The organism is Streptomyces sp. NPDC102270, from assembly GCF_044766405.1.
Classification (GTDB): domain Bacteria; phylum Actinomycetota; class Actinomycetes; order Streptomycetales; family Streptomycetaceae; genus Streptomyces.
In genome coordinates this window covers 1-17,660 of sequence record NZ_JBIWLX010000013.1, presented here as the reverse complement: position 1 = coordinate 17,660, position 17,660 = coordinate 1, and the positions used below count along the sequence as shown (strand labels likewise).

Genomic DNA, 17,660 nt, shown 5'->3' with positions numbered 1-17,660 from the left:
AAGGAGACCAGGGGCAGGAATCGCCAATGCGCAAAGGGCAGTACAGGTTCGTCGCGGGTTTTCTCTTCGCTCCCGTGTCGCTCTATCTGATCTTCGTGATCTGGCCCTACGTCCAGACGTTCGGCTATTCGCTGACCGACTGGAAAGGGCAGTCGCAGACGTTCAAGTTCATCGGCCTGGACAACTACAAGGCGCTGTTCCAGGACGACGTCTTCATGCAGGCGATCTGGCACAACATCCTGTTCCTGATCTTCATCCCGGTGATCACCATTCTGCTCGCCCTGTTCTTCGCGTTCATGCTGAACGCGGGAGGCCGCAGCAGGGCCGGCGGGGTGCGGGGAGTCGCCGGATCGCAGATCTACAAGGTCGTCTACTTCTTTCCCCAGGTGCTGTCGCTGGCGATCGTGGCCGTGCTGTTCAACGCGGTGTACCGCAGTGACGGCGGCGGACTCCTCAACGGAATCCTGATCAAACTCGGCCTGGTCTCCGCCGAGAATCCGATGGAATGGCTCAACGAGCCCAACCTGGTGCTGTGGATGCTGGTCATCGCCGTGGTGTGGCACGGCGTCGGCTTCTACCTCGTGCTGTTCTCGGCCGCCATGCAGTCCATTCCGAAGGACATCTACGAGGCCGCGCTCATCGACGGCGCGGGCCGCAACCAGTCCTTCTTCCGCATCACGCTGCCACTGCTGTGGGACACCGTGCAGACCGCCTGGGTCTATCTGGGCATCGTCGCGATGGACATGTTCGTGCTGGTGTCCTCGATGACCCAGAACATGGGCGCCTACGGAGGCGGCCCCGACCATCACAGCGACGTGATGTCGACGGTGATGATGCGCAACTTCCAGTACTTCGGCAAGAGCGGATACGCCTGCGCGATGGGCGTCGTCATGCTGCTGCTCACCCTGGTCCTGTCCGTGGTCATGCTGCGTGCCACCCGCCGCGACCGCGTCGAGTTCTGAGCGGGAGAGATACGACGATGAGCGCACCCATCAAGGAGACCGCCGCCGTCCCGGCACAGCGGGCCACGGACACGGCCCCGGCCCGCCCCGGCAGCGAGCGCAGCGAGGGCGTCGTCCTGAACGCCTTCTCGCACGGCTTCCTCGCGCTGTGGGCCCTGCTGATCGTGCTGCCACTGCTGTGGCTGGTGCTCAGCTCCTTCAAGACCGATGCCCAGATCGGCGGTTCGGCCTTCGGCTGGCCGCAGAACTGGTCCCTCGACGTCTTCGGACGGGCCTGGGACAAGGGCATCGGCGACTACTTCCTGAACACCGTCATCGTGCTGGTCTTCTCGGTCCCGCTGACGATGCTGCTCGGCTCCATGGCCGCCTACGTCCTGGCCCGCTACCAGTTCTGGGGCAACAGGTTCCTGTACTTCTTCTTCGTCGCGGGCGCGATGTTCCCGGTGTTCCTGGCCCTGGTCCCGCTGTTCTTCATGGTGAAGCGGCTGGACATGCTGAACACCTACCAGGGGCTGATCCTGGTGTACGTCGCCTACTCGATGCCGTTCACGGTGTTCTTCATGCACGCCTTCTTCCGGACGCTGCCGACGGCCGTCTTCGAGGCCGCGGTCCTCGACGGCGCCTCGCACACCCGGACCTTCTTCCAGGTCATGCTGCCCATGGCGAAGCCGGGACTGATCAGCGTCGGCATCTTCAACACCCTCGGCCAGTGGAACCAGTTCATCCTTCCCACGGTGTTGATGCAGCCGCAGAGCGGCGACGATCCGGAGCGCTATGTGCTGACCCAGGGCCTGATCCAGCTCCAGCAGCAGATGGGATACGCCTCGGACCTGCCCGTGCTCTTCGCCGGGGTGACCATCGCGATGATCCCCATGCTGGTGGTGTACCTGTCCTTCCAGCGCCAGGTGCAGGCGGGGCTGACTTCGGCGACCCTGAAGTAGCGCTGCGCGAGCGCACGCACGCGCACCGTCCCCGCCTTCGGTGACGGTGCGCCCACGTGTGCCCTACACCCCGGATAGTGTTCAACCTCTTGACGGGAGGCGACCCGAACGGCTCAGCTTAGAGTTCACTAGTTGGACATAGACGGGGCCTCATCGATGCGGTCCCCGCGCGCAGGAGGTCGTCGTGGAGACTCCGGGGTCGCAGTCGTCGCTGCACCGAGCCAACCTGGAGCGGGTCGTACGGGCCGTCCGGCTGGCCGGGTCCCTCACGCAGGCGGAGATCGCCCGGACCACGGGACTGTCCGCCGCGACCGTCTCCAATATCGTCCGTGAGCTCAAGGACGGCGGAACCGTCGAGGTCACGCCCACTTCGGCGGGTGGCCGGCGGGCACGCGCGGTCTCCCTGAGCGGAGACGCGGGCATCGTCATAGGGGTGGACTTCGGGCACACCCATCTGCGCGTCGCGATCGGGAACCTCGCCCATCAGGTGCTTGCCGAGGAGTCCGAGCCGCTGGACGTGGACGCCTCCTCCAGTCAGGGCTTCGACCGGGCGGAGCAGCTGGTCAGCAGGCTGATCGAGGCGACCGGGGTGGACCGCTCGAAGATCGCCGGCGTGGGCCTCGGCGTGCCCGGCCCGATCGATCTGGAATCCGGCTCGCTGGGCTCCTCCGCCATCCTGCCGGGCTGGATCGGCACCAAGCCCGCCGAGGAGCTCGGGGGGCGCCTCGGCGTGCCCGTCCACGTGGACAACGACGCCAACCTGGGCGCCCTCGGCGAGCTGGTCTGGGGCAGTGGCCGGGGGGTGCGCGACCTGGCGTACATCAAGGTCGCGAGCGGTGTGGGCGCCGGTCTGGTGATCCAGGGCAAGATCTACCGAGGCCCGGGTGGCACAGCGGGTGAAATCGGGCATATTACTCTTGATGAGTCCGGCCCCGTCTGCCGTTGCGGCAACCGCGGCTGCCTGGAGACCTTCGCGGCCGCGCGCTATGTGCTCCCGCTGCTCCAGTCCAGCCACGGCACCGATCTCACCATGGAAGGCGTTGTTCGACTCGCACGGGACGGAGACCCTGGCTGCCGTCGGGTGATCGCCGACGTCGGCCGACACATCGGCAGTGGAGTCGCCAATCTCTGCAACTTGCTGAACCCGAGCCGAGTCGTCCTGGGCGGTGATCTCGCCGAGGCCGGTGAGCTGGTGCTCGGGCCGATCAGGGAGTCCGTCGGCCGCTATGCGATCCCCAGTGCGGCACGTCAACTGAGCGTGCTTCCAGGGGCACTTGGAGGTCGCGCGGAGGTGCTCGGAGCGCTCGCCCTCGCCCTCAGCGAGATGGGTGATTCGACCCTTTTGGACAGCACGCTGCATGCAGCGGCACCTGCCTTCACTTAGAGAACGCAGGACGCCGTTGCCATCTCGTTAAGTATTTACTTCTTGACGTCGCACGTGCGGCCGAGTTGACTTCCAGCCACCTCGGCCGCAACGACGCGGCCTCGTCAGGGAGGTTTCTCAAGTGAACACGCTCATGCGTCGTGCCGCCGTGTCCGTAGCGATTTCGGCGCTCGCCGTCTCGGTCGCCGCCTGCGGCAAGGCCGGCGACAACAGCAGCGGCAGTGACAGCAGCAGCTCCGGCTCCGGCAGCAAGTCGATCGGCCTGCTCCTGCCCGACAACGTCACCGCGCGGTACGAGAAGTTCGACAAGCCGTACTTTGTGGCCAAGGTCAAGGAGCTGTGCAGCGACTGCACCGTCTCCTATGCCAACGCCGCGGCCGACCCGGCCAAGCAGGCCCAGCAGATGAGCAGCATGGTCACCAAGGGCGTCAAGGTGATCGTGGTCTCCGCGCAGGACTCGGCGGCCATCAAGTCCTCCATCGCCTCCGCGGTCAGCAAGGGCGTCAAGGTCGTCGCGTACGACCGTCTGGCCCAGGGCCCGGTCTCCGCGTACGTCTCCTTCGACAACGTCAAGGTCGGCGAGCTCCAGGGTCAGGCCCTGCTCGACGCGCTGGGCTCCAAGGCGACCCCGAAGTCCAAGGTCGTCATGATCAACGGTGACGACGCCGACCCGAACGCCGCGCAGTTCAAGGAAGGCGCGCACAAGATCCTCGACGGCAAGGTCGACATCGCCTACGAGCAGTCCGGCCTGTGGAAGGACACCGTCGCCGCGCAGAAGGTGTCCGCGGCCATCACCCAGCTGGGCGCCAAGAACATCGCGGGCGTCTACGCCGCCAACGACGGCATGGCCGGTGGTATCGCCAACACCCTCAAGGGCGCGGGCATCAGCACCATCCCGCTGACCGGTCAGGACGCCGAGCTCGCGGCCATCCAGCGGATCGTCGCCGGCACCCAGTCCGCCACGGTCTACAAGGCCTACAAGCCGGAGGCCGACACCGCCGCCGAGCTCGCGGTCAACCTGCTGCAGGGCAAGGACATCAAGTCCCTGGCCGACACCACGGTGACCAGCGGCTCCGGCGACAAGGTCCAGGCGAAGCTGCTGACCCCCGTCTCGGTGACCGTGAAGAACATCAACGACACGGTCGTCAAGGACGGTCTGTACAAGGTCACCGACATCTGCACCGCGGACTACGCCGCCGCGTGCAAGAAGGCCGGCCTTCAGTAAGAGCCGCTGAGCCCTCGGGGTGAGTCCTTCGACGGACCCGCCCCGACAGGCAGGCACAGAGCCTGTCCGGCGCCCGCACCGCCTTCATACCCCGCTGCGGGGCGGGCGCCGGACGGAAGCATGGCGAACGCAGCCGTTGCCAAGAGGCATCGGCCGCCCGCATGTTCGACTAGTAAATGCGTACCAACGGCACAACTCGTCAGTCGAGTGCTACGAGCCGAGTGCCGTGCGTACGACCCCTCCGCGCCTTACCCCAAGCGCGGCATCCCCGCCGGTCAGGCGGCGAAGGAGATGGTTCACGTGTCCGCTACGCCCGTGCTGGCGTTGCGCGGAGTCTCCAAGCGATTCGGTGCGGTGCAGGCCCTCACCGATGTCGAACTGGAGGTCCACGCCGGTGAAGTGGTCGCCCTTGTCGGCGACAACGGCGCCGGAAAGTCCACGCTGGTCAAGACGATCGCCGGTGTCCACCCCATCGATGAGGGCGTCATCGAGTGGGACGGCAACCAGGTCAGCATCAACAAGCCGCACGACGCCCAGGGACTCGGCGTCGCGACGGTCTACCAGGACCTCGCCCTGTGCGACAACCTCGATGTGGTCGGCAACCTCTACCTCGGACGCGAGCTGCTGCGCCGCGGCGTCATCGACGAGGTCACGATGGAGCAGAAGGCCCGCGAGCTGCTGAGCACGCTCTCCATCCGCATCCCGAGTGTGCGCATCCCGATCGCGAGCCTCTCCGGCGGTCAGCGCCAGGTCGTCGCCATCGCGCGCGCCCTGATCGGCGACCCCAAGGTCGTGATCCTGGACGAGCCCACCGCCGCCCTCGGTGTCGAGCAGACCGCACAGGTCCTCGACCTCGTCGAGCGGCTGCGCGAGCGCAACCTCGGCGTCATCCTCATCAGCCACAACATGGCCGACGTGAAGGCAGTCGCCGACACCGTCGCCGTGCTGCGGCTGGGCAGGAACAATGGTTCCTTCTCGGTGAAGGACACCAGTCAGGAAGAGATCATCTCCGCGATCACGGGTGCCACGGACAACGCCGTGACCCGTCGCGCGGGGCGTCGCAGCACGGAGGCCGCGAAGTGAGCGACACATCCAAGGTTTCCAAGGCGGACGCCGCGACGGAGCACCAGACCACGGTTGCCCCCGCCGACGATCCCACCGCCGCGCCGGTCTCGGTGGTCGACCCCCGGCTGCTGGTCCGCGAAGAGGGCCTCAAGGGCTACTGGACCGAGTTCACCCGCAAGGTCAAGGGCGGTGAGCTGGGCTCCCTGCCGGTCGTGATCGGCCTGATCGTCATCTGGGCGATCTTCCAGTTCAAGAACGACCGCTTCCTGAGCGCCGACAACCTCTCCAACATCAGCTACTACATGTCGGCCACCGGCATGATCGCCATCGGCCTGGTGTTCGTGCTGCTGCTCGGCGAGATCGACCTGTCGGTCGGCTCCGTCAGCGGCCTGGCCTCCACCCTGTTCGCCGTGTGGGTGGTGCAGCACGGCATGAACGCCTGGCTCGCGCTGCTCCTGGCGATTCTCGTCGGCATCGCCATCGGCGCACTGCACGGCTGGTTCTTCGCCAAGATCGGGGTGCCGGCATTCGTCGTCACTCTGGCCGGCCTCCTGGGCTGGAACGGTCTGATGCTGTGGCTGCTGGGCTCCAGCGGCACCATCAACATCCCGTCCGACTCGGGTCCGATCCACCTGCTCGGCCAGAACTCCTTCTTCATGGACCAGGCCATCATCGGCGGGTACCTGCTGGCCGGCCTCGCCGTCGTGCTGACCCTCGTCGGCAACTTCGGCGAGCAGCGGCGCCGCAAGGCCGCGGGTGTGCCCTTCCGGCCGACCGGCGAGATCCTGCTGCGCGTCGGCGCGCTCGCCGTCGCGTCCTTCGTGGCCGCGTCCGTGCTCAACAACGCCAACGGTGTCTCCAACTCGCTGGTGATCTTCCTGGCGGCGCTGGTGATCGTGGACTTCGTGCTGCGGCGTACGACGTACGGCCGCAAGGTCTTCGCGGTCGGCGGCGGCATCGAGGCGGCCCGTCGTGCCGGTATCAACGTGCCGATGGTCCGGATCACCGTCTTCGCCATCTCCGGCGGGTTCGCGGCGATCGGCGGTATGTTCTTCGCCGGTCAGACCGCGAGCGCCACGCTGTCCGCCGGCGGCGGCAACACCCTGATGCTCGCCATCGCGGCGGCCGTCATCGGCGGTACGAGCCTGTTCGGCGGCCGCGGTTCGGTGTGGTCCGCCCTCCTGGGCATGCTGGTCATCCAGTCCATCACGACCGGTCTGGACCTGCTGAACATGAACGCCTCGATCCAGTACATGATCACCGGCGGTGTTCTGCTGGGCGCGGTCGTCATCGACTCGGTGTCGCGCAGGTCTCAGAAGGCGGCGGGTCGCGGATAGCGCCTGGTCGCACCCTTCAGGTCGATCGTCTTGCCCGGCACCCACCAGGTGCCGGGCAAGATTGTTCTCGCAGAACATTAGACTCGACCCGCCCGGCAAAGCTCGATCAGCTCTAACGCAAGGAGGCACGGGTGCCGCTGCTGACCCGTATCAGGGGACCGCGCGATCTGGACCGGCTCAGCCTCGAGGAGCTGGACCAGCTGGCGGAGGAGATCAGGAGCTTCCTCGTCGGTGCGGTCTCCAAGACCGGCGGCCACCTCGGCCCCAACCTCGGTGTGGTCGAGCTGACCATCGCCCTGCACCGGGTGTTCGACTCGCCCAAGGACCGGGTCCTCTTCGACACCGGCCACCAGTCGTACGTGCACAAGCTGCTCACCGGGCGCCACGACTTCTCGAAGCTGCGCTCCAAGGGCGGGCTGTCCGGCTACCCCTCGCGCGCCGAGTCCGACCACGACGTCATCGAGAACAGCCACGCCTCGACCGTCCTCGGCTGGGCCGACGGCCTCGCGAAAGCCAACCAGGTCCTCAAGCGGGACGACCATGTCGTCGCCGTCATCGGTGACGGCGCCCTGACCGGAGGTATGGCCTGGGAGGCGCTGAACAACATCGCCGACGCCAAGGACCGTCCGCTCGTCATCGTCGTCAACGACAACGAGCGCTCCTACGCGCCGACCATCGGCGGCCTCGCCAACCACCTCGCGACCCTGCGCACCACCGACGGCTACGAGCGCTTCCTGGCCCGCGGCAAGGACCTCCTGGAGCGGACCCCCGTCGTCGGCCGGCCGCTCTACGAGACCCTGCACGGCGCCAAGAAGGGCCTCAAGGACTTCATCGCGCCCCAGGGCATGTTCGAGGACCTCGGCCTGAAGTACGTCGGCCCCATCGACGGCCACGACATTGAGGCACTGGAGTCGGCGCTGGCCCGTGCCAAGCGGTTCGGCGGCCCGGTGATCGTGCACTGCCTCACCGAGAAGGGCCGCGGCTACAAGCCCGCCGAGCAGGACGAGGCCGACCGCTTCCACGGCATCGGCCCCATCCACCCCGACACCGGCCTGCCCGTGAAGGCCTCCGCCGCCAGCTGGACCTCCGTCTTCGGCGACGAGATGGTCAAGCTCGGCCGTGAGCGCGGGGACATCGTCGCCATCACCGCGGCGATGCTCCAGCCGGTCGGATTGAAGAAGTTCGCGGACACCTACCCCGACCGCATCTACGACGTCGGCATCGCCGAGCAGCACGCGGCCGTGTCCGCGGCGGGCCTCGCGACCGGCGGCCTGCACCCGGTGTTCGCCGTCTACGCCACCTTCCTCAACCGCGCCTTCGACCAGGTCCTCATGGACGTCGCCCTGCACAAGTGCGGTGTGACCTTCGTGCTCGACCGGGCCGGTGTCACCGGCGACGACGGCGCCTCGCACAACGGCATGTGGGACATGTCGATGCTCCAGGTCGTGCCGACGCTCCGGCTCGCCGCCCCGCGCGACGCCGAGCAGCTGCGCGCCCAGCTGCGCGAGGCCGTCCAGGTCGACGATGCGCCGACCGTGCTGCGCTACTCCAAGGGCGTCGTCGGCCCCGCCGTACCCGCCGTGGGCACCGTCGGCTCCATGGACGTCCTGCGCGAGCCGGGGACGGACAGGCCCGACGTGCTCCTCGTCTCCATCGGCGCCCTCGCCCCGATGTGCCTGGAGATCGCCGGTCTGCTGGACAAGCAGGGCATCTCCACCACCGTCGTCGACCCGCGCTGGGTCAAGCCCGTCGACGAGGCCATGGCCCCGCTCGCCGAGCGGCACCGCGTGGTCGTCACCGTCGAGGACAACAGCCGCGTCGGCGGAGTCGGCTCGGCGATCGCACAGGCCCTGCGTGACGCGGGCGTCGACGTCCCGCTGCGCGACTTCGGCATCCCGCCCCGCTTCCTCGACCACGCCTCCCGCGCCGAGATCATGGCCGAGATCGGGCTGACCGCGCCCGACATCGCCCGCCAGGTCACGGGTCTCGTCTCCAAGCTGGACGGCCGGTACGACAGCGCCCCCGCCGAGGCGCAGCCCGCCCGCGACTAGCGCCTTCCCAGCTCGGCCGTACGGGCCGGTGACACCACTCCTGACAGTGGTGTCACCGGCCCGTTCGCGTGAATCCGCCCGCGCCGGGGCATACGACCTACGCCCCCTCTCGATCATGTCGGGGACGACACAGCGTGGGAGGTACCCGTGAGCAGCACCCTCTTCCGGACGAAGAAGGTCGAGCAGTCCATCCTCGACACCGAGGAGCGAGAGCACGCGCTCAAGAAGTCGTTGTCCGCGCTGGATCTGACCGTCTTCGGCGTCGGTGTCATCATCGGCACCGGCATCTTCGTCCTGACCGGCACCGTCGCCAAGAACAACGCCGGCCCGGCGGTCGCCCTGGCCTTCGTCGTGGCCGGCGTCGTCTGCGCGCTCGCCGCGCTCTGCTACGCCGAGTTCGCCTCCACCGTCCCGGTGGCCGGGTCGGCGTACACCTTCAGTTACGCCTCCCTCGGTGAACTGCCCGCCTGGATCATCGGCTGGGACCTGGTCCTGGAGTTCGCGCTGGGCACGGCGGTGGTGTCCGTCGGCTGGTCCGGCTACATCGCCTCGCTGCTGGACAACGCGGGCTGGCATCTGCCGGCGGCGCTCGGCAGCCGCGACGGGGCCCACGGCTTCGGCTTCGACATCCTCGCCGCCGCGCTCGTCCTGGTGCTCACCGGCATCCTCGTGCTCGGCACCAAGCTGTCCGCGCGCGTGACCTCGATCGTCGTCGCCATCAAGGTGACGGTCGTCCTGACCGTGATCATCGCCGGTGCCTTCTTCGTCAAGGGCGACCACTACCACCCGTTCATCCCGAAGGCGAAGGACGTGCCGGCCGGTGACAGTCTCCAGGCGCCGCTGATCCAGCTGATGTTCGGCTGGGCGCCCTCCAACTTCGGCGTGATGGGCATCTTCACCGCCGCCTCCGTCGTCTTCTTCGCCTTCATCGGCTTCGACGTCGTCGCCACGGCCGCCGAGGAGACCAGGAACCCGCAGCGCGACATGCCCCGCGGCATCCTCGGCTCCCTGATCATCTGCACGACTCTCTACGTGGCCGTGTCGATCGTCGTGACGGGCATGCAGAAGTACACGGACCTGTCCATCACGGCCCCGCTCGCGGACGCCTTCAAGGCCACCGGCCACCCCTGGTTCGCGGGCTTCATCAGCTTCGGCGCGGCGGTGGGCCTCACGACGGTGTGCATGATCCTGCTGCTGGGCCAGACCCGGGTCTTCTTCGCGATGAGCCGCGACGGACTGCTGCCCACCTTCTTCTCCCACGTCCACCCGAAGTTCAGGACCCCGCACCGTCCGACCATCCTGCTCGGCGTGATCATCGCAATCGTCGCCGGCTTCACGCCCCTGAGTGCACTCGCCGAACTGGTCAACATCGGCACCCTGTTCGCCTTCGTGGTCGTCGCCATCGGCGTGATCATCCTGCGCAGGTCCCGCCCCGACCTGCCCCGCGCCTTCCGCACGCCGTGGGTGCCGTTCATCCCGATCCTGTCGGTGGCGGCCTCCCTCTGGCTGATGCTCAACCTCCCGGCCGAGACCTGGCTGCGGTTCGCGATCTGGATGGTCATCGGCTTCGCCGTGTACTTCCTCTACGGCCGCAGCCACAGCCGCCTCGGCCGGAGCACGGCGACGACGGCCGGCAAGACGGAGTGACCCGGGAGGGTGCAGCCGGGCACGTGACTGCACCCACCTCAGGACGACACAGCGGCGTACATCGGAACGTGCTCACGGCCGAACCGTCCGCGGCCCCGCCACCTCCGCTCCCAACTCCCCGACCCGCCGCCGCAGTTCACGGTCCGCGGTGACCACCAGCACAGGCCGCTCGCCGGCCTGTGCCACCAGCTCCACCATCCGGTCGTCCCCGCTCCCCGCGGCCGACTCCACCCGAACCCCCGGCACGGACTCCACCCCCCGGGCCGCCCCCTCCACCACCAGCACGATCTCCACCGCCCCGTCCCGCCCCGGTACCCCGTCCACCGCCAGCCGGTCCCGCAACCGCTCCGCCGCCCCCCGCCGGTCCCGCCACCATCCGTCCGGCACCGACCCGACGACATTCGCGGCATCCACGACGACCAGCAGCACGTCACTCATGCCCCCAGCGTCCCACGACCGGCCCACCCGAAGACGGCGCCAACAGCCCGATTAGAGTGGACCCGTGTCAATGGTCCGTACAGTGAACGGCGACTGGCTCATCCGCGCCCGCGACGGCCGACTCGGCGTCTACGCCACCCGTGACGAAGCGGTGTGGTGCAGGGCGGAGAGCCGCCCGGGCGGCGACACCTGGCTGCCCTGGCGCAAGGTCGGCGGCGACCAGCGCCTGCACCCCGGCCTCGCCGTGGGACACGGGGCCGACGGCTACGCACACCTCGCCGCCTGGCGGCCCACCAAGGGCCAGGAGTCGGGCCTGGTCCACTCCACGCACTTCCGCGTCCACCTCGCCGCCCTCGACTGGATTGCGGTCGGCCACCCCGACAGAGCCGGCGCGCGCACCGGGACACCCGCCGTGGCCGTCGACGCGGAGGGCCGGGCCCATGTCTTCGTCCGCAACCGCGGTGACGGTGTGCACGCCCTCATCCAGAAGGAGCGCGGCGGCTGGAACGCCTGGGCCGACCTCGGGGGGACCGGCGTGCACGAGCAACTGACCGCCGTGACAGGGGAGTCGGGCCGGATCGAGCTGTACGGCACCGACCCGGCCGGTGTCCTGCGCTGGCGTCAGGTCGAGGCGGGCGCGCCTCCCGTCCCCGCCGACCCGCTGCCGGTGCGCGTCGAGCCGGGCACACTCAGCGCGCTGCCCACCTCGAAGGAGCACATCACCCTGTTCTTCGCGGACCCCGAGGGCATGCTCTACGCCTGGCGTCCGGACACCGAGCCCACCCCGCTGCTGGCGGCGGCCGGCCCCGGCCCGGCGGCCCTGCTGCGCTGCACCCTCGAGGGCCACGACTGCACGCTGCTCGCCCAGCGTTCGGCCTCCGGCCGGGTGGCCTTCGCCGCCTGTCCGACCGAGCAGGAGTCGGCGGGCCTGTGGTGGACGGAGTCCGGGCCGCAGTTGCCCGCGGGTACGGCCGTGGCCCTCGCCGAGGACGCGGACGGCCGTATTGTCGCCGCCACGGTGACCCCCGAAGGGGACCTCCGGATCGCCCGTCAGAAGGACGAGCCGGGCCTGGCACTGGCCGCCTGGCAGGAGGTCTGACGGCCCGCCGAGGACAGCCGGGCCACGGGCGTCGCAGGGGTGGTGACCGTCGCCGCGAACGGCACGGAGGCGGTCGCGCCCGCCCAGTTCCGGACCCGCGTGGCCTCGAAGAACCCGGGCTGTGCCGACGGTTCGACGCCGACGGCTCGGCGCGTCCGGCCCCGGCGAGGGTGGCGCGTGAGGGAAGCGACCTTCGAACAACTCGTCGCCCAGCCGAAGACACCGGGCCGAAGACACCGGGCCGCCGCCGGGACCGAACGCCGGAGGGCCTCCGCCCGGAAGCCCGGAGCGGAGGCCCTCTTCACAGCCGTACGACCGTTACGCCGGAACCGACGCCACGCCCGGAGCCAGGAACTTCTTGCCGTTCACGCGCTCGGAGACACCCTCGCGGTCCAGGTACGGCGTGATGCCGCCCAGGTGGAAGGGCCAGCCGGCGCCCGTGATCAGGCAGAGGTCGATGTCCTGCGCCTCGGCGACGACACCCTCGTCGAGCATGAGCCCGATCTCCTGCGCCACCGCGTCCAGGACACGCTCGCGGACCTGCTCCTCGGACAGGACGACATCGCCCTGCTTGAGCAGCGCCGCGACCTCCGGGTCCAGCTCCGGCTTCCCGGAGTCGTAGACGTAGAAGCCGCGCTTGCCCGCCTTGACGACGGCCGCGAGGTTCGGGGAGACCGTGAAGCGGTCCGGGAAGGCCCGGTTGAGGGTCTCCGAGACGTGCAGACCGATCGCGGGACCGACCAGCTCCAGGAGGACGAGAGGAGACATCGGCAGGCCCAGGGGCTCCACCGCCTTCTCCGCCACCTCGACCGGGGTGCCCTCGTCGATGACGTTCTGGATCTCGCCCATGAAGCGGGTGAGGATGCGGTTCACGACGAACGCCGGGGCGTCCTTGACCAGCACCGCGGTCTTCTTCAGCTTCTTGGCGACGGCGAAGGCGGTGGCCAGCGACGCGTCGTCGGTCTGCTCACCACGGACGATCTCCAGGAGCGGGAGGATCGCGACCGGGTTGAAGAAGTGGAAGCCCACGACCCGCTCGGGGTTCTTCAGCTTCGACGCCATCTCGGAGACCGAGAGCGAGGAGGTGTTGGTGGCGAGGATCGCGTGCGCCGGGGCGACCGCCTCGACCTCCGCGAACACCTGCTGCTTGACGCCGATCTCCTCGAACACGGCCTCGATGATGAAGTCCGCGTCGGAGAAGCCCTCCGCCTTGTCCAGCACACCCGTGACCAGGGCCTTGAGGCGGTTGGCCTTGTCCTGGTTGATACGGCCCTTGCCGAGCAGCTTCTCGATCTCGGCGTGGACATAGCCCACACCCTTGTCGACGCGCTCCTGGTCGATGTCGGTCAGCACGACCGGCACCTCCAGGCGGCGCAGGAAGAGCAGCGCGAGCTGGGAGGCCATCAGACCGGCGCCGACGACACCGACCTTGGTGACCGGGCGGGCCAGGTTCTTGTCCGGGGCGCCCGCGGGACGCTTGCCGCGCTTCTGCACCAGGTTGAACGCGTAGATGCCGGAGCGCAGTTCGCCACCCATGATCAGGTCGGCGAGGGCCTGGTCCTCGGCGTCGTAGCCCTGCTGGAGGTCGCCGTTCTTGGCGGCGGCGATGATGTCGAGGGCGCGGTAGGCGGCCGGAGCGGCCCCGTGCACCTTCGAGTCCGCGATGAAGCGGCCCTTGGCGACGGCCTGGTCCCAGGCCTCACCGCGGTCGATCGCCGGGCGGTCGATGACGATCTCGCCCTTGAGGACGGACGCCGTCCACAGCAGGGACTGCTCCAGGAAGTCCGCGCCCTCGAACAGCGCGTCGGCGATGCCCAGTTCGTAGACCTGCGCGCCCTTGAGCTGCTTGTTCTGGTTGAGCGAGTTCTCGATGATGACCGAGACGGCCTTCTCGGCGCCGATCAGGTTCGGCAGCAGGGTGCAGCCGCCCCAGCCGGGGACCAGCCCGAGGAAGACCTCGGGGAGCGAGAAGGCGGGCAGGGCCGCGGAGACCGTGCGGTAGGTGCAGTGCAGACCGACCTCGACGCCACCGCCCATCGCCGCGCCGTTGTAGTACGCGAAGGTCGGTACCGCGATGCCCGCGAGGCGCTTGAAGACTTCGTGGCCGCCCTTGCCGATGGCGAGCGCGTCCTTGTGCTCCTTGAGGAGCTCGACGCCCTTGAGGTCGGCGCCGACGGCGAAGATGAACGGCTTGCCGGTGATGCCGACGCCGACGATCTCGCCCGCCGAGGCCTCCTTCTCCACCTGGTCGATGGCGGTGTTCAGGTTCGCCAGCGAGGCAGGGCCGAAGGTGGTCGGCTTGGTGTGGTCGAAGCCGTTGTCCAGCGTGATGAGGGCGAAGCGCCCCGCGTTGAACGGCAGGTCCAGGTGGCGTACGTGCGCCTGGGTGACGACCTCGTCCGGGAACAGCTCGGCCGCACCCTTCAAAAGCTCCGTGGTGCTCACTTGCTGCCTCCGGCGTCCTTGTGGTTCGGGTTCTCCCAGATGACCGTCGCGCCCATGCCGAAGCCGACGCACATGGTGGTCAGGCCGTAGCGGACCTCGGGCTGCTCCTCGAACTGGCGGGCCAGCTGCGTCATCAGACGCACACCCGAGGAGGCCAGCGGGTGGCCGTACGCGATGGCGCCGCCGTACTGGTTGACGCGGGCGTCGTCGTCCGCGATGCCGTAGTGCTCGAGGAAGGCCAGGACCTGGACCGCGAAGGCCTCGTTGATCTCGAACAGACCGATGTCGGAGATGGACAGCCCCGCCTGCGCGAGGGCCTTCTCCGTGGCCGGGATCGGGCCGTAGCCCATGACCTCGGGCTCGACACCCGCGAAGGAGTACGAGACCAGGCGCATCTTCACCGGCAGGTCGTTCTCGCGGGCGAAGTCCTCGGAGGCGATGAGGGAGGCGGTGGCGCCGTCGTTCAGACCGGCCGCGTTACCGGCGGTGACCCGCCCGTGCACACGGAACGGCGTCTTCAGACCGGAGAGGTTCTCCAGGGTGGTGCCGGGACGCATCGGCTCGTCGGCCGTCACCAGACCCCAGCCGGTCTCGCCGGCCTCCGGGTTGGTGCGGCGCACCGAGATCGGCACCAGGTCGGCCTGGATCTTGCCGTTGGCGTACGCCTTGGCGGCCTTCTCCTGGGAGCGCACGGCGTACTCGTCGGCGCGCTGCTTGGTGATCGTCGGGTAGCGGTCGTGCAGGTTCTCCGCCGTCATGCCCATGAACAGGGCGGACTCGTCGACCAGCTTCTCGCTCACGAACCGCGGGTTCGGGTCCACGCCCTCGCCCATGGGGTGGCGGCCCATGTGCTCGACACCACCGGCGATGGCGATGTCGTACGCCCCGAAGGCCACGGAACCGGCCACCGTGGTGACGGCGGTCAGCGCACCGGCACACATGCGGTCGATGGAGTAACCGGGTACGGACTGCGGCAGACCGGCGAGGATCCCGGCGGTACGGCCGATGGTGAGCCCCTGGTCACCGATCTGCGTGGTCGCGGCGATGGCGACCTCGTCGATCTTCTTGGGGTCGAGACCCGGGTTGCGGCGCAGCAGCTCCCGGATCGCCTTCACGACGAGGTCGTCGGCACGGGTCTCGTGGTAGATGCCCTTCGGGCCCGCCTTGCCGAACGGGGTGCGGACGCCGTCGACGAAGACGACGTCCCTGACGGTACGAGGCACGATGGCTCTCCTCCAGATGCGGGATCTGCACTGCTGCGATGCGCTGAGCGCGCGCTCAGGACCCATGCTACTTATGAGTAACGTGACTGCCCAGTCCTGGGGGAGGGAGCGGCGAAGGTCACACCGCGGGAGGCGCCGTGGAGCCCCGCGGTGTCAGTACCGGAGTGGGTACGGGGTGCGAGCCGGGTCCCTCGCCGGTGATTACTCCGAACAGGGTCCGAGCCGCCTCGGCACCGAATCCGTGTACGTCGTGGCTCATCGCGGAGAGCGTGGGATGGGTGAGCCGGCACAGCTGGGAGTCGTCCCAGGCGAGCAGCGAGACATCGCGCGGGACGTGCAGGCCCATCTCCGCGGCGACCGACAGCCCGGCCACCGCCATGATGTCGTTGTCGTAGACGATCGCCGTCGGCCGGTCCGCCGGCGGGGAGGTCAGCAGGGACCGGGTGGCCCGCCCTCCGGCCTCTCCCGAGTAGTCGGTGGTCACCTGCCAGGCCCCGGCCAGCCCGAGCCCGCGCGCCGCGTCGTCGAACGCGGCCGTCCGCATCGCCGTGTGCCCCAGCGCCGCCGCACCTCCGACCCGGGCGATCCGCCGATGTCCCAGCGCCGCGAGATACCGCACGGCCTCCGTCACGGCGGTCGCGTCGTCGGTCCACACGGAGGTGAGACCGCCGGTGAGGGAGGGATGCCCTACGGCCGCCACCGGCATCCCCAGCCGCTCGGCCGCCGCGACACGCGGATCGTCCACCCGGAAGTCGACCAGGATCGACCCCCCGACCTGCCGTCCCCGCCACCACGACTCCTGGAGCCCGACCTCCTCCTCCACGTTCCGCACGAGCCGCAGCAACAGGGAGCAGTTCCGCTCGATCAGCACGCTCTCCACGCCCGACACGAACTCCATGTAGAAGGGTTCGAGCCCCAGCAGCCGCGCCGGCCGGCAGATCGCGAGCCCCACCACGTCCACCCGCGACCCGGCCAGCGTCCGTGCCGTGAGGTTCGGCGCCCAGCCCAGCTCCCGCGCGGCCCGGAAGATCCGGTCCCGGGTCGCCTCCGACAGCCCCGGCTTGTGGTTGAAGGCGAGCGACACGGCCCCCTTGGACACGCCGGCGCGCGCGGCGACGTCCTTGATGGTGACGCGCGAGGCCGGCTGGGCTGTCATCGGCCGGGCTCCAGGCAGTACAGGGCGGACCGGGCGGCATCCGCGTCAGGAGTCTCCCAGCCGCTGACCCCGATGGTCACCCGCTCCCCGGGCAACAACGTCACCAGCCCCCGGTCGGCCCGCGCCGCCGGATTCAGCCGGTCGGCCTGGAGCAACAGATCCCGCACGAGGGTGCGCGCGGTCACCGTCACGGCGCCGGGTGCCACGGACACGTCGAACTCGGGCCTGGGATAGGGGATGTCACGATCGGGAGAGGGAAAGTACAGGGCCCTGAGAGCCTCCGGCACCTGGCCGCCCGCCGAGTCCCGGCCCGCGCCCGGGGCGGCTTGCGGGTCCTGGCCCGCGCCTGCGGCGGCTTCCGGGTCCAGGCCGCCGGATTCCGCGCCCGACCCCTGACCCGCGCCCGAGCCTTGAGCCGCGCCTGCCTCCTGACTATCACCCGAGCCCTGGCCCGCGCCCGGGGCGGCTGGCGGGTCCTGGCCCGCGCCTGCGGCGGCTTCCGGGTCCAGGCCGCCGGATTCCGCGCCCGAGCCCTGAGCCGCGCCCGAGCCTTGAGCCGGGCCCGACCCCTGACCCGCCCCGGAGTCCTGGCCCGCGCCCGAGCCCTGAGCCGCGCCCGAGCCTTGAGCCGGGCCCGACCCCTGACCCGCCCCGGAGTCCTGGCCCGCGCCCGAGCCCTGAGCCGCG

At 69.3% G+C, this 17,660-nt stretch carries 13 protein-coding genes and 1 pseudogene; 9 read left to right on the top strand and 5 right to left on the bottom strand.

The genetic code is table 11. From position 1 onward, the window contains the following. Nucleotides 1-26 precede the first annotated feature (26 nt). From ACIRP7_RS26840 to ACIRP7_RS26805, 8 genes are all read left to right on the top strand, one after another. Nucleotides 27-962, top strand: a complete 936-nt coding sequence (locus tag ACIRP7_RS26840) for a carbohydrate ABC transporter permease (protein WP_403664445.1) — start codon at nucleotides 27-29, stop codon at nucleotides 960-962. A 17-nt stretch (nucleotides 963-979) separates the two neighbouring features. Then, a complete protein-coding gene (locus tag ACIRP7_RS26835) occupies nucleotides 980-1,903 on the top strand; it encodes a carbohydrate ABC transporter permease (protein ID WP_403664443.1) in 924 nt (307 codons plus the stop codon). 184 nt (nucleotides 1,904-2,087) lie between these two features. Further along, the gene (locus tag ACIRP7_RS26830) at nucleotides 2,088-3,287 is read left to right on the top strand and encodes an ROK family transcriptional regulator (protein WP_352382109.1); all 1,200 of its coding nucleotides are present in this window, start codon (nucleotides 2,088-2,090) and stop codon (nucleotides 3,285-3,287) included. A 133-nt stretch (nucleotides 3,288-3,420) separates the two neighbouring features. Continuing rightward, complete coding sequence (locus tag ACIRP7_RS26825) at nucleotides 3,421-4,512, top strand: sugar ABC transporter substrate-binding protein (protein ID WP_403664958.1); 1,092 nt, start codon at nucleotides 3,421-3,423, stop codon at nucleotides 4,510-4,512. 291 nt (nucleotides 4,513-4,803) lie between these two features. Beyond that, nucleotides 4,804-5,595, top strand: coding sequence for an ATP-binding cassette domain-containing protein (locus tag ACIRP7_RS26820; RefSeq protein ID WP_403664440.1), 792 nt, complete (start codon nucleotides 4,804-4,806; stop codon nucleotides 5,593-5,595). Further along, on the top strand, nucleotides 5,592-6,914 hold the full coding sequence (locus ACIRP7_RS26815) for a sugar ABC transporter permease (protein ID WP_403664438.1): 1,323 nt from the start codon (nucleotides 5,592-5,594) through the stop codon (nucleotides 6,912-6,914). The genes ACIRP7_RS26820 and ACIRP7_RS26815 overlap by 4 nt, the downstream gene beginning before the upstream one ends. Nucleotides 6,915-7,045: 131 nt before the next feature. After that, nucleotides 7,046-8,965 carry a 1-deoxy-D-xylulose-5-phosphate synthase gene (dxs, locus tag ACIRP7_RS26810; RefSeq protein WP_403664436.1) on the top strand — a complete coding sequence of 640 codons (1,920 nt, stop codon included), beginning with the start codon at nucleotides 7,046-7,048 and terminating at the stop codon, nucleotides 8,963-8,965. 147 nt (nucleotides 8,966-9,112) lie between these two features. Further along, nucleotides 9,113-10,612: an amino acid permease gene (locus tag ACIRP7_RS26805; protein ID WP_403664434.1), complete on the top strand. Its 1,500-nt coding sequence runs from the start codon at nucleotides 9,113-9,115 to the stop codon at nucleotides 10,610-10,612. Nucleotides 10,613-10,684: 72 nt separating this feature from the next. Here the strand turns inward: ACIRP7_RS26805 and ACIRP7_RS26800 are convergent, their stop codons facing one another. Then, the gene (locus tag ACIRP7_RS26800) at nucleotides 10,685-11,050 is read right to left on the bottom strand and encodes an NTP pyrophosphohydrolase (RefSeq protein WP_393603681.1); all 366 of its coding nucleotides are present in this window, start codon (nucleotides 11,048-11,050) and stop codon (nucleotides 10,685-10,687) included. A 70-nt stretch (nucleotides 11,051-11,120) separates the two neighbouring features. Between ACIRP7_RS26800 and ACIRP7_RS26795 the strand changes: the two genes are divergently transcribed. After that, nucleotides 11,121-12,149: a hypothetical protein gene (locus ACIRP7_RS26795; protein WP_403664432.1), complete on the top strand. Its 1,029-nt coding sequence runs from the start codon at nucleotides 11,121-11,123 to the stop codon at nucleotides 12,147-12,149. A gap of 318 nt (nucleotides 12,150-12,467) precedes the next feature. On the opposite strand, the gene ACIRP7_RS26790 is transcribed toward ACIRP7_RS26795, so the two are convergent. From ACIRP7_RS26790 to ACIRP7_RS26775, 4 genes and pseudogenes are all read right to left on the bottom strand, one after another. Further along, on the bottom strand, nucleotides 12,468-14,594 hold the full coding sequence (locus ACIRP7_RS26790; protein ID WP_403664431.1) for a 3-hydroxyacyl-CoA dehydrogenase NAD-binding domain-containing protein: 2,127 nt from the start codon (nucleotides 14,592-14,594) through the stop codon (nucleotides 12,468-12,470). Next, nucleotides 14,591-15,817 (bottom strand): acetyl-CoA C-acyltransferase, encoded by a 1,227-nt coding sequence (locus ACIRP7_RS26785; RefSeq protein WP_037720402.1) that lies wholly within the window; start codon nucleotides 15,815-15,817, stop codon nucleotides 14,591-14,593. Before ACIRP7_RS26785 ends, ACIRP7_RS26790 begins: the two co-directional genes overlap by 4 nt. 118 nt (nucleotides 15,818-15,935) lie before the next feature. After that, nucleotides 15,936-16,973 (bottom strand): LacI family DNA-binding transcriptional regulator, encoded by a 1,038-nt coding sequence (locus tag ACIRP7_RS26780; protein WP_403664428.1) that lies wholly within the window; start codon nucleotides 16,971-16,973, stop codon nucleotides 15,936-15,938. Continuing rightward, nucleotides 16,970-17,660: pseudogene (locus tag ACIRP7_RS26775) on the bottom strand (hypothetical protein); the annotation flags it as partial. The gene ACIRP7_RS26780 and the pseudogene ACIRP7_RS26775, both read right to left, overlap by 4 nt.